Source organism: Psychromonas sp. psych-6C06 (assembly GCF_002835465.1).
GTDB lineage: Bacteria > Pseudomonadota > Gammaproteobacteria > Enterobacterales > Psychromonadaceae > Psychromonas.
The window spans coordinates 70,872-86,796 of record NZ_PIZM01000006.1; the positions used below are offsets into that span (position 1 = coordinate 70,872).

17 protein-coding genes are annotated in these 15,925 nt (G+C 40.1%); 16 read left to right on the top strand and 1 reads right to left on the bottom strand.

Annotated elements, in window-relative coordinates:
* The first annotated feature begins 53 nt into the window (after positions 1 to 53).
* The 15 genes from gspD to CW745_RS08985 all read left to right on the top strand — a co-directional run bounded on the left by gspD (position 54) and on the right by CW745_RS08985 (position 13,945).
* The gene (gene gspD, locus CW745_RS08915) at positions 54 to 2,075 is read left to right on the top strand and encodes a type II secretion system secretin GspD (protein WP_101108709.1); all 2,022 of its coding nucleotides are present in this window, start codon (positions 54 to 56) and stop codon (positions 2,073 to 2,075) included.
* A 41-nt stretch (positions 2,076 to 2,116) separates the two neighbouring features.
* Positions 2,117 to 3,607 (top strand): type II secretion system ATPase GspE, encoded by a 1,491-nt coding sequence (gene gspE, locus CW745_RS08920; protein WP_193755587.1) that lies wholly within the window; start codon positions 2,117 to 2,119, stop codon positions 3,605 to 3,607.
* A 1-nt stretch (position 3,608) separates the two neighbouring features.
* On the top strand, positions 3,609 to 4,823 hold the full coding sequence (gene gspF, locus CW745_RS08925; protein WP_101108307.1) for a type II secretion system inner membrane protein GspF: 1,215 nt from the start codon (positions 3,609 to 3,611) through the stop codon (positions 4,821 to 4,823).
* Positions 4,824 to 4,876: 53 nt separating this feature from the next.
* Positions 4,877 to 5,320, top strand: coding sequence for a type II secretion system major pseudopilin GspG (gene gspG / locus CW745_RS08930; protein ID WP_101108308.1), 444 nt, complete (start codon positions 4,877 to 4,879; stop codon positions 5,318 to 5,320).
* Positions 5,321 to 5,326: 6 nt separating this feature from the next.
* Positions 5,327 to 5,932 carry a type II secretion system minor pseudopilin GspH gene (gene gspH, locus CW745_RS08935; RefSeq protein ID WP_274521241.1) on the top strand — a complete coding sequence of 202 codons (606 nt, stop codon included), beginning with the start codon at positions 5,327 to 5,329 and terminating at the stop codon, positions 5,930 to 5,932.
* The gene (gene gspI, locus CW745_RS08940; protein WP_101108310.1) at positions 5,929 to 6,309 is read left to right on the top strand and encodes a type II secretion system minor pseudopilin GspI; all 381 of its coding nucleotides are present in this window, start codon (positions 5,929 to 5,931) and stop codon (positions 6,307 to 6,309) included. Before gspH ends, gspI begins: the two co-directional genes overlap by 4 nt.
* The gene (gene gspJ, locus CW745_RS08945) at positions 6,296 to 6,925 is read left to right on the top strand and encodes a type II secretion system minor pseudopilin GspJ (protein WP_101108311.1); all 630 of its coding nucleotides are present in this window, start codon (positions 6,296 to 6,298) and stop codon (positions 6,923 to 6,925) included. The genes gspI and gspJ overlap by 14 nt, the downstream gene beginning before the upstream one ends.
* A complete protein-coding gene (gene gspK / locus CW745_RS08950) occupies positions 6,925 to 7,905 on the top strand; it encodes a type II secretion system minor pseudopilin GspK (protein WP_238596766.1) in 981 nt (326 codons plus the stop codon). The genes gspJ and gspK overlap by 1 nt, the downstream gene beginning before the upstream one ends.
* 13 nt (positions 7,906 to 7,918) lie before the next feature.
* Positions 7,919 to 9,118: a type II secretion system protein GspL gene (gspL, locus tag CW745_RS08955; RefSeq protein WP_101108312.1), complete on the top strand. Its 1,200-nt coding sequence runs from the start codon at positions 7,919 to 7,921 to the stop codon at positions 9,116 to 9,118.
* A 2-nt stretch (positions 9,119 to 9,120) separates the two neighbouring features.
* The gene (locus CW745_RS08960) at positions 9,121 to 9,594 is read left to right on the top strand and encodes a type II secretion system protein M (protein ID WP_101108313.1); all 474 of its coding nucleotides are present in this window, start codon (positions 9,121 to 9,123) and stop codon (positions 9,592 to 9,594) included.
* 17 nt (positions 9,595 to 9,611) lie between these two features.
* A complete protein-coding gene (locus CW745_RS08965) occupies positions 9,612 to 10,364 on the top strand; it encodes a type II secretion system protein N (protein WP_101108314.1) in 753 nt (250 codons plus the stop codon).
* Between the two features lie 4 nt (positions 10,365 to 10,368).
* Entirely contained in the window at positions 10,369 to 10,824 is a 456-nt protein-coding gene (locus tag CW745_RS08970) for a DUF3465 domain-containing protein (RefSeq protein WP_193755572.1), read from the top strand.
* Positions 10,825 to 11,259: 435 nt separating this feature from the next.
* On the top strand, positions 11,260 to 11,889 hold the full coding sequence (gene lexA, locus CW745_RS08975; RefSeq protein WP_101108316.1) for a transcriptional repressor LexA: 630 nt from the start codon (positions 11,260 to 11,262) through the stop codon (positions 11,887 to 11,889).
* A gap of 8 nt (positions 11,890 to 11,897) precedes the next feature.
* The gene (locus tag CW745_RS08980; RefSeq protein ID WP_101108317.1) at positions 11,898 to 12,539 is read left to right on the top strand and encodes an SCO family protein; all 642 of its coding nucleotides are present in this window, start codon (positions 11,898 to 11,900) and stop codon (positions 12,537 to 12,539) included.
* Between the two features lie 59 nt (positions 12,540 to 12,598).
* A complete protein-coding gene (locus CW745_RS08985; protein ID WP_101108318.1) occupies positions 12,599 to 13,945 on the top strand; it encodes an MATE family efflux transporter in 1,347 nt (448 codons plus the stop codon).
* Here CW745_RS08985 and CW745_RS08990 read toward each other — a convergent pair.
* Positions 13,934 to 14,419: a GNAT family N-acetyltransferase gene (locus tag CW745_RS08990; RefSeq protein WP_101108319.1), complete on the bottom strand. Its 486-nt coding sequence runs from the start codon at positions 14,417 to 14,419 to the stop codon at positions 13,934 to 13,936. The two genes, CW745_RS08985 and CW745_RS08990, sit on opposite strands and share 12 nt — an antisense overlap.
* 140 nt (positions 14,420 to 14,559) lie before the next feature.
* Here CW745_RS08990 and metA point away from each other — a divergent pair, with 140 nt between their 5' ends.
* Complete coding sequence (gene metA / locus CW745_RS08995; RefSeq protein WP_101108320.1) at positions 14,560 to 15,477, top strand: homoserine O-succinyltransferase; 918 nt, start codon at positions 14,560 to 14,562, stop codon at positions 15,475 to 15,477.
* Positions 15,478 to 15,925: the final 448 nt, after the last annotated feature.

The following is a 15,925-nucleotide window of genomic DNA, read 5'->3' on the forward strand; positions in this document are numbered from 1 at the left end:
TAACTTTACAAAATTAGTGACATCTGGAGTAGTATTAAATGGTATTTTTAGGGATGAAAAAGAGAGTTGGCAAACTGCTTAATTTAGGGCTTTTTGCGACCGTTTTGAGCGTTGGTTATGCTACTTCTGCAGTTGCCGCCGAGTATTCTGCAAGCTTTAAAAATGCGGATATTAACGAGTTTATCAATATTGTTGGTAAAAACCTCAATAAAACAATTGTCTTAGATCCAACAGTACGTGGCAGCATTAATGTGCGTAGTTACGACTTGTTGAATGAGAAACAGTATTATCAATTCTTTTTAAATGTATTAGAAGTATATGGTTTTGCTATCGTTGAGATGGAAAACGATATCATCAAGGTCATTAAAGCTAAAGACGCCAAAGTGTCTGCAATCCCTGTGGTTGATGATGGCAACCAGTACAAAGGTGACGAAATGGTTACCCGTGTTGTGCCAGTTACCAATGTTTCTGTAAGACAACTTGCGCCACTACTGCGTCAGTTAAATGATAATGCCGGGGGCGGTAACGTTGTCCATTACGATCCTTCTAACGTAATTATGATCACCGGCCGCGCAGCAGTGGTAAACCGTTTGGTTAAAATTATTGCGCGTGTTGATAAAGCTGGCGACCAAGAAGTTGATATCGTTAAACTTAAGTTTGCAAGTGCACTTGAGATGGTAAAAGTAATCAACTCGATTCAAAAGCCTGCCACAGGTGGCAAAAATACTACGCCAAGTATCTTAATGCCACGTCTAGTTGCTGACGAGCGTACCAACTCCCTTATTATTAGTGGTGAAAAGAAAACTCGCCAACGTATCATTGAACTGGTTAAAAAGCTGGACAATGAACTTAAGAATAATGGTAATACACGTGTTTTTTACTTGAAATATGCCAAAGCAGAAGAAGTGGTCAATGTATTAAAAGGTGTGAGTAAATCATTAGAAAAAGCAGAAGGTAAGAAAGCAGCAAGCGCTTCTAGCCGTTCAGAATTAAGTATTGAATCACATGAAGGAACCAACTCCGTTGTTGTTTCAGCACAGCCTGCCTTAATGTCATCACTAAGCAATATTATTCGTCAGTTAGATATTCGTCGTGCGCAAGTATTGGTTGAGGCGATCATCGTAGAAGTTTCAGAGGGTGACGGTATTAACTTGAGCGTACAATGGGCCTCACCCGTTGGCGGAACACAGTTCCAAGATAATGGTGTAACGACCGGTGAAGTGCTTGGCGCAGCTTATCAAGTGCGAAATGATGAAGATGATTTAAGTGCAGTTGTGAATGTTATTTCTAAAGTAGCCGGTGGTGTTGCCGGATACGTTGGTGATGACTGGGGTGTAATGTTGCAAGCAATTAGTACTAATTCATCATCTAATATCCTTGCGACGCCAAGTATTACCACCTTAGATAATCAAGAGGCAAGCTTTATTGTTGGTGACGAAGTGCCTGTATTAACGGGTGCAACCTCAAGCTCATCGAATGATAACCCTTTCCAGACCATTGAGCGTAAAGAGGTCGGTATAAAATTAAAAGTAACACCGCAGATCAATGATGGTGATGCGGTACAGCTGGTAATTGAGCAGGAGGTTTCAAATATTAAAGGTGAAACTTCAGTAGATGTTATTTTTGCTACGCGCTCAGTAAAAACTAGCGTTTTAGCGAAATCGGGAGAAACCATTGTTATTGGTGGTTTAATTGATGAGAAAGTTAGCGAAAGTGTTAGTAAAGTTCCTCTATTAGGCGACATTCCATGGTTGGGTCACTTGTTTAAATCAACTAAGAGCAGTACTGAAAAACGTAATTTAATGATTTTCTTACGCGCGACCATTATTCGAGATGATCAAACGATGAGTAACCTGAGTACACGTAAATACGGTCTAATGCGTGAGATTCAATTAGGTCGTCGTGAAGATGGCATTGGTCTAATGCCTAATACAAACGCACCAGTATTACCGGCATGGGGTGAAAGTCATGAAATAAACCCTGCTGATTTTCTTCCAGAGAAAACACGTGCTAAAGCTCAGCAAGAGTTAACTGAAAAAGAGCAATCTGCTGTGCTTGATGAGGGTGATAAGTAATGACTGCGCTTGATGTAGATGGATTAGAAGGGATCACTGACATGGTTTCAGACCATGCTGATGTGACCCCGCGTGGACAGCTACCCTTCCCGTTCTCTAAAAAGCATTCTCTAGTGGTGTTTTATGAGGGGGAGAAAAGCGAACTGTGTTTTAAAGAGATGCCAAGTGCAGATCTGCTATTAGAGGTGCGTCGCGTATTAGGGCATACCTTTAAATTGACCCAAGTCGACGAAGCTCGTTTTGATCACTTAGTTGGTATCGCTTATCAGTCATCTTCTTCAGAAGCGCAGCAACTGATGGAAGATATTGGTAGTGAAGACTTCTTTACACTAGCAGAGGAGCTTCCGGGCGAAGAGGATTTACTTGAAGCAGAAGATGATGCCCCTATTATCAAATTGATCAATGCCATGCTGGGCGAAGCGATCAAAGAGGAAGCATCGGATATTCATATTGAAACCTTTGAAAATTCATTAATCATTCGTTTCCGTGTGGATGGCGTTTTACGTGAAATCCTTAAACCGCAACGTAAATTAGCCGCGTTACTGGTTTCGCGTATTAAAGTTATGGCGAAACTTGATATTGCTGAAAAACGTATTCCACAAGATGGTCGTATTTCACTGCGCATCGGTGGCCGTGCTGTAGATGTGCGTGTATCGACGATGCCTTCAAGTCATGGCGAACGTGTCGTATTACGTCTGCTTGATAAAAATGCGATTAAATTAGATTTAGATACCTTAGGAATGACCACCGCGAATCATCACATGTTGCGTGATCTTATTCATAAGCCACACGGTATTATTTTGGTGACGGGCCCAACGGGTTCGGGTAAAAGTACCACCTTGTATGCCGGCCTATTAGAAATTAACTCGCGCGATCGCAACATCTTAACTGTTGAAGACCCGATTGAGTATGCGATTGATGGCATTGGTCAAACGCAAGTAAACAGTAAAGTAGATATGACCTTTGCGCGCGGTTTACGTGCCATTCTTCGTCAAGATCCCGATGTGGTTATGATTGGTGAGATTCGTGATTTAGAAACTGCACATATTGCGGTACAAGCGAGTTTAACGGGTCACTTAGTATTATCAACATTGCATACTAATACCGCTGTTGGTGCGGTCACACGTCTGCGTGATATGGGGGTTGAACCTTTCCTACTCTCTTCGAGTATTCTCGGAGTATTGGCACAACGATTGGTGCGCCGTTTATGTAAAGAGTGTCGCGAAGCTCATCCTGCTACAGAAAAAGAGCTACAGATTTTAAATATGAAAGCTTCAGATAACCCGATGGTTTATCGTGCGATAGGTTGTCCGAAATGTAATAACAGCGGTTATAAAGGGCGTACCGGTATTCATGAATTGTTAGTAGTGACTGATGAAGTGCGTGAGCTGATACAAAATGGAGCCAGTGAACAAGCTGTTGAAAAAGTGATTCGTAAAACCTCTGCCAGTATTCGTGATGATGGCCTTGCTAAAGTATTAGATGGCCAGACAACACTGGAAGAGATCTTACGTGTAACAAGAGAGGATTAAGGTGGCAACTTTTGCTTATAAAGCCTTTGATGCGAATGGCAAACAGAAAAAAGGCACATTAGAGTCTGACTCTGGACGCCTCGTACGACAACAGTTACGTGCAATGGGTTTAACCCCTATTGAAGTTGAGCCTGTTGCAAACAAAGCTACAAAATCAGGCTCAAATTTATTGCGCAGTAAAATTAAAACCTCTGAATTAGCACTTATTACACGTCAGCTTTCAACATTGGTTGCTTCCTCTATTCCTATTGAAGAGTGTCTAGGCGCGGTTGCAGATCAATGTGATAATCCGAAAATAAAAACCATGGTCTCTTCGGTGCGTAGTGCAGTGATTGAAGGTAATACACTGGCTGACAGTATGCGTGGTTTTCCGCTTATCTTTGATAACCTCTTTTGTGCGATGGTAGCAGCAGGTGAAAAATCGGGGCATCTTGATAAAGTATTAGATCGCTTGGCTGATTATGCAGAGCAACGCCAAGAGATGAAAAGTAAAATGATGCAGGCGATGATCTACCCAATTGTTTTAACTTTAGTTGCTGTGTCGGTAGTGGCTATTTTGCTTACCTCTGTAGTACCTCAAGTTATTGGCCAATTTGAACATATGGGTGCTGACCTCCCTGGATCAACACAATTCTTGATTGCTGCTAGTGATGCCTTAAGTGATTATGGATTGTATTTTGTCATCTTTGTTATTGGTTGTATTTTTGCCCTGAAATTATGGCTAAAAAAAGAAAAAAACCAACTTCAGTTTGATCAATATCTCTTAAAAGCGCCAGTGATTGGACGTGTTGCCAATGAACTAAATACCGCCCGTTTTGCACGTACGTTAAGTATATTGAATAGTAGTGCGGTACCATTATTAGAGGCGATGGGGATTGCCGGCAACGTGCTTAGTAATCAATTTATTCGTCTGAAAGTAGGCGAGGCGACCAACTTAGTACGCGAAGGAACGAGCCTGGGTCGTTCACTTGAGAGTACCAAGCTTTTTCCACCTATGATGTTGCATATGATTGCCAGTGGAGAAAGAAGTGGAGAATTAGGCAATATGTTGGAACGATCTGCAGATAATCAGGACAAACAGTTCTCGGCACAGGTAACTGTTGCATTGGGGATTTTTGAACCTGCACTTGTTGTTTCAATGGCGGGTGTGGTGTTGTTTATTGTTGCTGCTATCCTGCAACCAATTTTACAGCTTAATAATATGGTATCAGGCTAATTGTCTTTTCTGATGCTATGACATTTATATTTAATTTTTGATAAGGAAATATCGTGAAACATAATAATAAAAAACAGACCGGTTTTACATTGCTAGAAATCATGGTTGTTATCGTGATTCTTGGGGTACTTGCTTCAATGGTTGTACCAAACTTAATGGGTAATAAAGATAAAGCTGACCGTCAAAAAGTGGTTTCAGATATCATTGCATTAGAAAATGCACTCGATATGTACCGATTAGACAACAGTCGCTACCCAAGTACTGAACAAGGGTTAGAAGCATTACAAAGTAAGCCAAGTGGCGATCCTGAACCACGTAACTATCCAGAAGATGGTTACATCAAACGTTTACCAGAAGATCCATGGGGTAACGCTTACATTCTTGTTAGCCCTGGGGAAAAAGGGAAAATTGATGTGTTTTCAGTGGGTCAAGATGGTGAAGAAGGAACTGATGATGATATCGGTAACTGGAATCTTGATGGCAAAGAAGATAATTAATTAAACGTGCTTAAAGCTACCCCCACTTCCTATTTCCAGCAGGGTTTTACTTTGTTGGAAATCATGTTGGTTTTAGTCTTGATCGGAATGGCCTCGGTTGGTGTCATGATGGCCATGCCCCAGCATACCAATGAAAAAGAGAGTGTGGACTGGCAAGCACAACGCTTCAGCACTTTATTACAGTTTGCTGAAGATGAAGCGCTAATATCAGGAAAAGAGTTAGCGCTTGTTTTTAAAGATAATACTTATCGATTTGCAGCTTACGACTATGAAACTAAAAAGTGGTTGGCGCTAGAATCGGAACAAATTGGCGAGATTATTGAAATCCCTGAATCGATGCGTTTTGAATATACGTTGTTAGGCTCTGTGTGGGATGAGATAGAAACGCAAGATGATGACGTTTTTATCGATGAAGAATATTTAGTACAAATAGACGGCGATGAAGACGAAGTAAAAAGCTTAGAGCCTCAAGTCTTTATTATGTCTAGCGGTGAAGTGACTCCTTTTCGAGTGATGTTTGTGGAGGCTGATACAGGGCCTGATAAACGTAAAAGTCTATTGGAAGTGAGTATGAGTGGCGCAATAACAAACCCAGAGTCGGATGAGCAATGAACTGGTTTCGTTCGGTTAAAAAACAGCAAGGGATGACGCTTTTAGAGGTAATGTTAGCACTGGTGATTATGGCCACCTCTGGCGTGGCAGTAATGAATGCAGCTTCTGGTGCATTAAATAGCCAATCGCACTTACAAAACAAAACCTTTGCGTTATGGGTTGCGAGCAATCGTTTAACTGAAATTAAATTACAAAAAATATGGCCTGCTGCAAGCTGGCGGTATGATACGACAGAGCTTGCCGGTGTCACGTGGTATTTACGTTACAAAAGTGTTGAAACTGGCGATGCAAATTTTAAAGCGTTAGATATCGAGGTTAGTGATGTTGAGCGTGGCCGTGCACTCGCTTATATGAGGACTTACATTGCAAAACCGTAACGCTTCTAGGCGAATACAAGGGTTTACGCTTTTAGAAGTACTTATCGCTATCTCTATTTTCGCATTAATGAGTATGGCGGCGTATCAAGTGTTACAAGGTGTTATTCGTAGCGGTGAGTTAAGTAAGCGGCACAGTGATAATCTCATACAAATACAGCGCGCGATGTTGATTATTGAACAAGACTTTACGCAAATTATTGCACGTGCTTCGCGAGATGAAAGTGGCGATAGTGAAAATATTCGTCTACTGACAGCGGGAAAATCTCGCTTTGACTCAGAAGATGAAGGCATTGAGTTTACCCGCTTAGGCTGGGCCAACCCATTAAATTTGTTACCTCGTTCCAATTTGGTGCGTGTACGTTACCGACTTTTTGATGGGCAACTACAGCGTCAGTATTTTTTATACCCAGATATTGTGGCTGGGCAAAAACCTGAAACACAGATTTTACTTGAGGATGTTGAAAAACTGTCTTTCCGATATTGGTCTGAAGGGTGGAAAACATCGTGGAATGATGGCAAAAAACTACCAACTGGTATCGAGATAAGTTTTACCAGCAAACAATTTGGTGAAATAAGTCGCATGTTTCTTGTCTCTGAAAGTAAGGCTGGCAAGTAATGAGACAAGTAATGCAAAAGCAACGCGGTATTGCACTCATTACAGTGTTAATGATTTTAGCCATCATGGTCACCATTGCCTCGACAATGACAGGCCGTTTGACTTTGAGCTTGAAGCGTACAGAAGGGCTTATTTTTTCACAAAGTGTATATTGGTATGGGCAAGCTGCTGGTGACTTTGGGCGCATGGTTTTAAATCAGGACTTCAGTGACAGTGATGTAGTCAGTTTAGATCAAAACTGGGCAATGCCTGATATGGTTTTCCCGCTTGAAAATGGCAGTATTGCAGGCGACTTTAAAGATATGCGTAGCTGTTTTAATCTCAATGCTTTAGATGTAAAAGATCAAGGCAATGTGCGTGCTACACCTGTCACACAGTTTCAGGCTTTATTAGAAGCAATTGGTGTCAACGACTACACCTCAGAGATGATTGCTGAATCGGCACGTGACTGGGTTGATCAAGATGATATTAGTAATGCGGCGCAAGGCGCAGAAGACAGTATTTACCAAGCGCGCGCAGTCTCTCATTTAGCGGGTAATAACATGATGGTAGACATCAGTGAATTACGTGCAGTGCAAGGTGTAGGGCAAAAGATTTATGAACGAATTGAACCATATCTTTGTGCTATTCCAAGCGTTGATCAAAAGATTAATGTAAATACTGTCAAGGTGGAACATGCTGCAATTATTTTTGCCATTTTTGATCGTGATTTTGACTTGGCATTAAGTGACTTTACGCGTGTATTAGAAGAGAGGCCGATCAGTGGCTGGAATAATATTGATGATTTCTTAGCTAACAGTGTTTTTAGTGGTTTAGCGATTTCGGAAGAGATAAAAAAACAACTCAGTGTGAGTAGTGAGTATTTTCAATTAAATGGTGCGGCCGAGTTTGAAGATCGTATTACCGCAGTACAGATATTATTTGAAATGGATTCAAACAAGGCCAAAGTGATCCGATACCAATCGGGCGGGCTTAAATAGATGGAGAGTATAGGTGAGTGAACGATTAATAATCCGCCTAGCAAGTGAAGCTTCGCAAAAACAGCATTGGCTGATCTGGTCTGATAGTGAAAAAGAGATCATCGCATCGGGCGAAATTGATAATGCTGAACAGCTAAAAACATTAACTGAAAAAGCAGCCACGCGTCATGTTGTCTGTTTGTTACCAGGTGTTGATGTTGCCATTAAAGCCGTGCCAATCACGGGAACATTCAACCGTCAGATGCAACAAGCTTTACCTTATTTGATTGAGGAAGAGTTAGCTGGTGATGTTGAAAAATTACACTTTACTGTCGTTGCTAAACGTACCGATATGGTGCATGTTGCGGTATGTGATAAACAGCGTATGTATAACTGGTTAGGTTGGTTAGCAGATGCACAAATTGTATGTCGACAGTTTATCCCAGAAGGGCTGACGTTGCCTTTTCCTGCAGACAGAAACTGGCAGGCAGTGCAGTTGGACAATTACTGGATTGTTCGTGAGAGCAAAGAGGTTGCATGGAGCTGTGAGCTTTCCATGCTTGATGTGATTTTAGCCAGTAAAATCGAAGAAGATAGTAAGCAGATCATCGAAAGTTATAGTCCCATCTTAGAAGATCACCGTGGTGATTGGATGAATGATTTCCCAACTATGCCAATGGAATTATTAACGTCAGGGACTATTGGTTGTAAAATTAACCTCCTAACTGGTGAATTCAAAGTAAAAAAAGCGGTTAATCAAAATTTATTAAAATGGCGATTACCGGCAATTTTGGCTGCTTTATTCTTTGTAGTTAGTTGCATTAACTTATATATCGAAAGCTATAAAGTAGAAGCACAGGTTGACCTTGTAAAAGGACAAGTCGAAAGTGTTTATAAACTGGCTTTTCCAAACCAAAGTAAACTTGCTTATTCACGCATCAAACGAAAATTAACCACCATGCTTGGTGAAATTAATGAGGGTAATGGATCGGCGCAATTCTTAGAGATGCTTGATGATCTTGCGCCTGTATTTAAAAACAATAAACAGCTCACGCCAAGCACGTTGAAATATGATGCTCAAAAGCAGGAGATGCGAATTCTTGCTGTTGGTGCTAACTTCCAAGCATTTGAAAAGTTTGCAAGCGCATTACCTAAGCCTTATGCAGTGCAACAGGGCGCATTAAACAGCAGTAAAAACCAAGTAAGCGGTTTACTGACAATAAGGAAAGAGTAGCCATGGAACAATTTAAAGCGTGGTGGGAAAGCATTTCGCCAAGAGAACAGCAACTCGCTGTAGCCAGTGCGGTTGTGATAGGCATTGCAGTATTGTATTGGGGTATTTGGACGCCACTATCAAATCAGTTAAGTGAAGCCCAAAAACAATTAACGCGTGCTGAAACAAGACTGGCCTGGACACAAGAAAAAGCAACGCTATTACTCAAGTCCGGTGCAGGTAAAGCGACTAAAAGACGTGGTAACTTGACACAAATTTTAAATAGTAGTGCAAGACAAAACCAGATAACCTTTTCTCGTATCGTCAATAAAAAAGATAAGATTGAAGTGTGGATAAATGAAGTAGAGTTTGATGCTTTTTTAGCATGGCTGACCAAGCTGAGTAATCAACATGGTGTTGCCGTCTTAAATGCAGATTTAGCAAAAACCGATCGTACCGGTTATGTCAAAGTTAACCGCCTGTTACTTGGCTATTAATAGGTGAGAGAACCATTATGAAATTAAAAATTAGTTTAGCGTTTGTAGCGCTTTATCTTATCTCGTTAGTGCTTACTGCACCGGCAAGTATGATAACGCGGTTTATTCCTGCTGATGCAGGTATTCAAGTCGGTTATGTTTCTGGGTCAATCTGGAACGGAAAACTGTCACAGGTTGATTATCGTAATCAATTTCAATTGCAAAGAGTTACTTGGCAATTTGATTGGTTGGCACTGCTGACCTTAAAGCTCAAAGCAGATATTAAATTTAATAATGGCCGTAAAATATTGAATGGGACAGGAGCTGTGGCCTATGGCTTTTCAGGTTTGACTTTATCCGACGTTAATGTGGATATGAAAGCAACTGAAATTATTCCTTATTTAAAACTACCTGTGCCTGTGACACCATCTGGTAAATTTACGCTAGTAATTGAAAATGCGACACAGGATTTACCCTACTGTAGCGAGTTAGATGGCTATTTAGTGTGGCATGAAGCCAGAGTAAAAAGCCCAATGGGTAATATTGATTTCGCTACTCCAAGTGTAGACTTAAGTTGTTCAGAGGGGAATTTGGTAGCTTCTTTAAAGCAACATTCAGAGCAACTTACCACTAATGCCAATATTTTATTACTAGAGGGTGGTGCGTATCAGCTTCAGGGTAATATTATTGGACGTGAAAAACTTGACCCATCAATTTTACAAGCTCTTTCATGGCTTGGGCCGAAAGATGAATCGGGTGCTACTGCGCTTAATTTCAAAGGACGATTATAGTTCAATGAATCGTAATGCTTATCTTGCTTTCTTGGTTGTCATATTATCTGGTTGTTTTAACAATGAAAGTCAGCAACTGAGTCATCTCTATGATGATGGTAACGATCAAGCGGAAGCACTTTTAAAAGGTGCTGAACATATCGAATTTTTATATAAACAACAACGTGGTGGTGTATTAGTCACCAGCGTTGGGCGCATTACAAAGATATTGGATAATCAACAAACGCCATATGTTTCGCAACGTATACTTATTCGCCTCAGTTCTGGTCGAAAGATACTGATTCAGCATAACCTCAACGAAGCTCCAGCAGTAAATAATTTAGCGATAGGTGAAATGATCACTTTTAGTGGAATTTATAACTGGAATAGCCAAGGCGGTATGATCAATGCCACACATCAAATAGCTGATCTTCCCCAGCGCTCTGGTTGGTTAAAATATCAAGACATTACTTACCAATAGGTTTATTAACCTTAATTCTGACTAATGGAAGCGTTATCGTTTTTTGAGCCAGAGAATGATGATTTTTAATATACAGCGCCGTTATAGCAAACGAAATAAATCGCTGATCTATTTTACTGGTTAAAATATCTCATCTCTTCGTGAGCTTTCTCAAATGTAATAACCATTTACCCTTTCGGCTAAGTTATTTTCCAGCGCAAAATTTGGCTTACATGCTCCTTTCGATTGGTATTAGCTTTGCGTAATTCAAGGTGAATAATCGTCACAATAACGGGTTATTGGTAGATGATTTAACGCCAAAATTCGCGCAAATAACAATATCGTAACGTTTTGCTTATCCATAAATGAGGTTTATTACTCAGATCGCTAGAATATTACTCTGTATAGATATACACTGTGTATGTTTACAGTCAATAATTGATAGCGGGGTAAGTAATGAAAGATTTAACTAAACGCCAAGGTGAAGTATTAGATGTGATTAAAGATTGCATCAATAAAACGGGCATGCCTCCAACGCGCGTTGAGCTGGCAAAAATTCTTGGATTTCGAAGTGCCAATGCAGCAGAAGAGCACTTAAAAGCTTTGGCCCGTAAAGGCGCAATTGAAATTTTATCGGGTACCTCACGTGGTATTCGTATTGTTGAAGAGCATAAAAGCAATGTTATCCCCATTGAAGAGGGATTGCCTTTAGTGGGCATGGTTGCTGCTGGTGAGCCAATTTTGGCTGCTGAGCATGTAGAGTCTCATTATGATGTTGATCCTGCTCTATTTCACCCCGCTGCTGACTTTTTATTACGCGTGCAAGGCGAGAGTATGAAAGATATCGGTATTATGGATGGTGATTTGCTCGCGGTGCATAAAACCAAAGATATTAATAACGGACAAGTTGTTGTTGCCCGAGTTGAAGACGATGTGACCGTGAAGCGTTTTTACCGCGAAGGCAGTCAAGTGACATTAAAAGCGGAAAATGTTAAATTCTCTCCTATTAAAGTAGATCTTGAACATCAAGTTTTTGATATCGAAGGGATCGCCGTGGGTGTGATTCGTACCGCTGATTGGATGTAGGAAAAATAATGAAAAAAGGTTGGGTAATTGGTTTGCTTGTGGTCGCCACAGCACTGCTGGGGTTTATACTATTTAATTCAGTAAAAAATATTTCCGATAACCCTTCCTTGGTATTACAGAAAGAGGGTAAGCGGTTACCCGATTTCAAATTTGAAATGGCTAATAAACAGACATTTACCAACCAAAATTTACAAGAACATTGGACACTTTTTTTCATTGGCTATACCTTCTGCCCTGATATCTGTCCAACTACTTTATCTGATTTAGATCGTGTCTACCCTGAATTAAGCAAGCCCCCATACGAGAATGTACAAATTGTTTTCGTTTCTGTTGATCCTAATCGAGATAAAGCCAATAACCTTGCTGAATACGTGAATTATTTTAATCCTGCCTTTATTGGCACCACTAGTACCCATGAAAAACTGTTCCCATTTTCACAGGATCTCGGGCTTATTTATAGCATCGTTGAAGAGGGCGATAATAAAGATGATTACTATCTAGTCGATCATAGCGCTTCCCTGGTACTAGTAAATCCCCAGGGCGAGCATCAAGCAACCTTTAAAGCGGTATTGAATGAAGATGGTATTCCTCATGTGGATATGGACTTGATGGTAGAAGATATCCACAAAATCATCGAGCTAAATCGATAGCGACTAAACGAACGGTCGATTTTTATTAATCGGCCATTACCTACTTTGTAAGCGTTATCATGTTAAAAAGTGCCTTTCTAAATTTCAGTAATCATCAAAAAATTTTCGCCATTGCTTTACCAATGATGCTCTCTAATATTAGTGTGCCTTTGCTAGGGCTAGTTGATACTGCAGTGATAGGTCACCTACCTGAGTCCTATTATCTCGCGGGTGTTGCGGTGGGGTCGATGGTAGTGACATTAACCTTCTGGATTTTAGTCTTTTTACGTATGTCGACTACTGGACTTGTGGCACAAGCGGTAGGGGCGAAAGATCATCTACAGGTATTACGCCTGTTAATGCAATCCATGTTTATTGCTTTGCTACTTGCGCTTACCATTCTGATGTTGCAAAGCCTCATTTCTGGTATCGCTTTTCATTTTGTACAAGGGAGTGAAAAGGTTCTATTTTATGCACAACAATATTTTGATATACGTATCTGGAGTGCGCCAGCAGCCCTATTGAATATGGTGCTACTAGGTTGGCTATTAGGCATGCAAAACGCCAAAGCACCGATGTTACTGTTGATCGTAACCAATAGCGTTAATATTCTCTTAGATATTGTATTCGTAGTATTTTTTGAGTGGGGTGTAGCAGGTGTTGCATGGGCCTCATTGTGTGCTGATTATATTGCCCTTACCTGTGGTCTTTGGATTGTCTACCGACTTGCTCGGCCCTTTTATAAAAAAGGCGATTTTACTCGCCTAAAAAAAGAAGCGATTCGCATTGAAGCACTTGCCCCTTTTATTCTTCTAAATCGTGATATTTTTATTCGTACTTTATGTTTGCAGGTAACTTATACCTTTATGACAATGCAGGGTTTAAAATTGGGTGATGATATAGTATCAGCTAATTCAGTATTGATGCACTTTTTGCTTATTATCTCTTTCTCTATGGACGGGTTAGCCTATGCAGTAGAAGCGTTAGTAGGTAAAAATATTGGTAGACGTTGCTTGGATAAATTAAAAGAGAGTATCTATTTGACTCTCTTTTGGGCGTTTATTTTTAGCCTATTACAGCTATTAGGTTTTTATCTTTTTGGTGTTTGGATAATTGAACAGATCACCTCCATTAAAGCAGTGCAGCTCGAAGCGATCAATTACCTCCCATGGTTAATATTGATTCCGCTTACTTCGATGTTGGGGTTTGTTTTTGATGGCGTATTTATTGGTATGGCACGTGGTACTGAGATGCGTAACAGTATGTTGTTTTCATTGCTGGTGGTGTATTTTCCTGCTTGGTTTCTGTTTGCAGAAACAGGCAATCATGCGCTTTGGATCGCGATGAATGCCTTCATGTTGGCACGTGGCCTGAGCTTATGGTGGATCTTTAGAAAATTAGAGCGTAAGCAACAGTTAATCCTTTAAAGATTTACTCCAAAATAGAGCACTACCATGTGTCGGATCTAGCTGATAATCAGAATACCCCTGTTTAATATAGGCATTTTTAGCGATCTCATTGCCAGAAAGCACCTCAAGCGTTATTTTACAATAATCACGTTGCTTAGCTATTTTCTCAATTTCAGTGAACAATAGGGTCGTTAACCCTAAACCTCTAAACTCCTTAAATACTGCAACATCATGGATATTAAACAGTGGCTTACAAGCAAATGTTGAGAATCCTTCAATGGCCGTTAGTAGTGCGGCTGGTTGCTTATCTTTAAATACCAACAAAATAACCACATCGCTACGTTTTAATAATGTACTCACTAAGTTCTGCTTGGCGAAATCAGATAGATCTTCAGCGCCTCCCATCGGATCACATGCGTAATGTGACATAAGAGTTAAGTACGCATTTGCATGCGCTTCATTGGTTAAATCGGCTTCAACAATAGTAAACATTTCAGGTCCTTATATTCATTTGGAGCTTTGATACTATCATCAATCATCAATTGGGGTTAGATAATAAATGTGTGTTCACTTGAAAATGATGTTAGACTTCTAGATGGCTAAATTAAAGTTATTAATCTATGGAGTTGCTAATGCCTATTCGTATCCCTGATGATCTACCTGCTTCTGGTATTTTAAAATCTGAAAATATCTTTACCATTTCTGAATCGCGTGCAAGCCATCAAAATATTCGCCCACTTCGTGTTTTAATTTTAAATTTAATGCCAAAAAAAATTGAAACTGAAACGCAATTAATGCGCTTGTTATCTAATACTCCCTTGCAAGTTGATATTGAATTGGTTCGAGTAGATGCACGTGCTTCTCGTAACACGCCACAGGAACACCTTGATAAGTTTTATGGTGATTTTGACCGTGTTAAAGACCAAAAGTGGGATGGCTTTATCATCACAGGCGCACCATTAGGTAAAATTCCTTTTGAAGATGTTTACTATTGGGATAAATTTAAAGAGATTGTTGATTGGTCTCACCACAACGTCACCTCAACACTTTTCCTATGCTGGGCAGCACAGGCCGCGCTTAATCACCTTTTTGATATCAAAAAAGAGACGCGTAAAAAGAAACTTTCTGGTATTTATAAGCATACAACCTATAACCATCACCACCCTTTAGTTCGAGGTTTTGATGATCAGTTTTGGGCGCCACTGTCTCGTTTTGCAGAGTTTAATGCCAAGGCGATCAAAGCCAATAGCGACCTGACTATTTTTGCTGCCGAAGCGGAAGCAGGGGTATATTTAGCCGCTAGCCCCGATTGCCGTCAGGTATTTATTTCTGGTCACCCTGAGTATGATGCAAATACTTTAAATAATGAGTATCTCCGTGATCTTGATGAAGGGCTAAAACCTGAGTTACCAGCTAATTATTATCCAGAAGATGATGAGAACCAAATTCCGCGTGCTAAATGGCGTAGTCACGGTAACTTATTGTATAGTAACTGGTTAAATTATTGTGTTTATCAGGTCACGCCATACGACCTTAATGAGCTAAAATAAAAACTGTGATATAGCTTAAAAAGCGTTTTTAAAACTACCTTTTTTTATTGGCATTAATTAGCTTACATTCTACACTTATTAGTAATTCAATGAGTGAGAGGAGATTAAAAATAGTACCTAGCACAGCAATCAATGAATGGCCTTTTAGGCAACTGACAACTCACGAAGTTCGACATAATAGATGCAACTTCACCTCGCTTTAATTGCGAATATTGTCAGAAGATTTTTTTGTTGAGAATCTAAAATAAAGAGGAGGAGCATTATTACTTCTTATCAGTTTTTAGTAAGGCATACACCCACTTTGAAGTTATCTAGGTAACTTATTTGTCCAACGGGACACTCGGGAAAAGCCTTTTTTGTTTTATCAGTTAGCTAAGTGAGTAACAGTTAAAATAAAATGCTGGTTGTCGATTCAATCATTACATGGAGGAATAATTATCAGTACTTC

Excerpts from the sequence above, each read along its gene's own strand:
- gspD (WP_101108709.1), top strand. The coding sequence starts at position 54 with ATGAAAAAGAGAGTTGGCAAACTGCTTAATTTAGGGCTTTTTGCGACC.
- gspE (WP_193755587.1), top strand. The coding sequence starts at position 2,117 with ATGGTTTCAGACCATGCTGATGTGACCCCGCGTGGACAGCTACCCTTC.
- gspI (WP_101108310.1), top strand. The coding sequence starts at position 5,929 with ATGAACTGGTTTCGTTCGGTTAAAAAACAGCAAGGGATGACGCTTTTA.
- gspK (WP_238596766.1), top strand. The coding sequence starts at position 6,925 with ATGAGACAAGTAATGCAAAAGCAACGCGGTATTGCACTCATTACAGTG.
- CW745_RS08960 (WP_101108313.1), top strand. The coding sequence starts at position 9,121 with ATGGAACAATTTAAAGCGTGGTGGGAAAGCATTTCGCCAAGAGAACAG.
- CW745_RS08965 (WP_101108314.1), top strand. The coding sequence starts at position 9,612 with ATGAAATTAAAAATTAGTTTAGCGTTTGTAGCGCTTTATCTTATCTCG.
- CW745_RS08970 (WP_193755572.1), top strand. The coding sequence starts at position 10,369 with ATGAATCGTAATGCTTATCTTGCTTTCTTGGTTGTCATATTATCTGGT.
- lexA (WP_101108316.1), top strand. The coding sequence starts at position 11,260 with ATGAAAGATTTAACTAAACGCCAAGGTGAAGTATTAGATGTGATTAAA.
- CW745_RS08980 (WP_101108317.1), top strand. The coding sequence starts at position 11,898 with ATGAAAAAAGGTTGGGTAATTGGTTTGCTTGTGGTCGCCACAGCACTG.
- CW745_RS08985 (WP_101108318.1), top strand. The coding sequence starts at position 12,599 with ATGTTAAAAAGTGCCTTTCTAAATTTCAGTAATCATCAAAAAATTTTC.
- CW745_RS08990 (WP_101108319.1), bottom strand. The coding sequence starts at position 14,419 with ATGTTTACTATTGTTGAAGCCGATTTAACCAATGAAGCGCATGCAAAT.
- metA (WP_101108320.1), top strand. The coding sequence starts at position 14,560 with ATGCCTATTCGTATCCCTGATGATCTACCTGCTTCTGGTATTTTAAAA.